The organism is Bradyrhizobium sp. PRIMUS42 (assembly GCF_023006515.1).
In the GTDB taxonomy this organism is placed as follows: Bacteria; Pseudomonadota; Alphaproteobacteria; order Rhizobiales; family Xanthobacteraceae; genus Bradyrhizobium.
The window spans coordinates 1-1,583 of record NZ_JALBGZ010001051.1 but is presented as its reverse complement, the minus strand read 5'-3'; the positions used below and the strand labels follow the sequence as shown (position 1 = coordinate 1,583).

Genomic DNA, 1,583 nt, shown 5'->3' with positions numbered 1-1,583 from the left:
CGGCTTGCCGCGCGGACTGGCCTCGGCCGGCGTCACATCCGCAGCCTTGTGCTCGACGACCGGCTGATCGGCAGCCTTTTCGGCCGCCGGCTTGTCCGTCACACTCTTCTCGGAAATGCCTTTGGCCTTGACGCCGGGCGCCGGGAGATTGGCGACATCGGCGGGCTTGCCGTTCTTGCCGGCCTCGGCCGGGGCCACGACGGCCGCAGGGGCATCAGCCGCCGGCTTGGCGTTGATGTAGTGGTTAACGATGTAGGCCCCGATGATCGTGGCGAGCACCGAGGGGAAAATATCCATCGAGATTTTAGCGAGGTATTTCAGCATTCCGGCCACTCCCCGCGCGATCTGATGCGGGAACTTTGGGGCATTGTAAGGGATCAACTGCGACGGATCGATGGCAAGTGGGTAAGGCCGGACTTACGGCTTTAGCTCGATCTCAAGGAACACGATCTCGGTTGAGGTTTCGTTAAGTACATCATGTTGGACGCCGGCCTTGCGGAAATAGGATTTTCCGGCCGCCAGCTGCGCCTTGGAGCGCTCGCCGCCGGGCGCCACGATAGTCATCTCTCCCGCGACCACGGGAACAATGACGTAGTCCATGCCGTGGGTGTGGTGCCCGGTGGCACCGCCGGGCGGAAGGCGCCATGCCGTCACCCGGACCTCCTCATTGTCGACCTGAACCTCGGACTTGGCGGCAAGCATCGGAACTCCCCTATCGCACTTCAGGGCACGAAGGCCATGAACACGTAGACCGCAAATACCACCATATGGACCAGTCCGAACAGGACATTGGTCCCGCCCGTGCCGATTATGCGCGCTCATCCACCGCTTCCATTTGCGTCAATGAGCAGTCGCAAATCAGGCGCGAGATTCAGTGCCAGTGCAGGATCGGCGCCACCGGCAGCAGCGTCAGCAGCAGGAACAGGGGGATCAGCACGGCGCCCGCGCGCAGGAGATAGCCGAAGAAGCTCGGCATTTTGATGCCGTTCTCGCTGGCAATGCTGCTCACCATGAAGTTCGGCGCATTGCCGATATAGGTGAGCGCGCCCATGTAGACGGCCCCCATGGAGATCGAGGCGAGCGTGCCCGAGAGCTGATGCATCAGCACTTGCGGGTCGCCGCCGGCGAGCTCGAAGAACAGCAGATAGGTCGGCGCATTGTCGAGGAACGCGGACATCAGTCCGGTGAACCAGAAATAGGCGACCTCGCGGGGCGCGCCATCCGGTCCTGTCACCGCCGACAACAGCCAGGCGAATGCACCATGATGGCCGGCATTGAGCATGGCAATGACCGGGATGATGGTGACGAAAATGCCCGCGAACAGCTTTGCGACCTCGCGGATCGGCTCCCAGGTGAAGCCGTTGGCCTGCCTGTGCTCGTCGGGGGTGAGCCACACCGACAACGCCGCGATGGCCAGCAGCGCCAGATTGCGCACGGCGTCCTCCAGTTCCAGCCTGGTACCGAGAATGTCGAACGCAATGCCGGGCTTCCACACCGCCGACGCAAGCAGGCTCGCGACGATGGCTGCGATCAGCGCCAGATTGACGAGGCCGCGGATGCGGACCGGCTGCGCGGGGCCGGCG

Annotated in this window: 2 protein-coding genes and 1 pseudogene; all 3 read right to left on the bottom strand. The window is 63.4% G+C overall.

The window, feature by feature from the left end:
* Nucleotides 1-324 (bottom strand): annotated as a pseudogene (locus tag MOV75_RS37400) (hypothetical protein); the annotation flags it as partial.
* 93 nt (nucleotides 325-417) lie between these two features.
* Nucleotides 418-702, bottom strand: a complete 285-nt coding sequence (locus MOV75_RS37395; RefSeq protein ID WP_246932533.1) for a cupin domain-containing protein — start codon at nucleotides 700-702, stop codon at nucleotides 418-420.
* 169 nt (nucleotides 703-871) lie between these two features.
* A partial coding sequence (locus MOV75_RS37390; protein ID WP_247007912.1) for a sodium:proton antiporter occupies nucleotides 872-1,583 on the bottom strand: 712 nt, incomplete at its 5' end.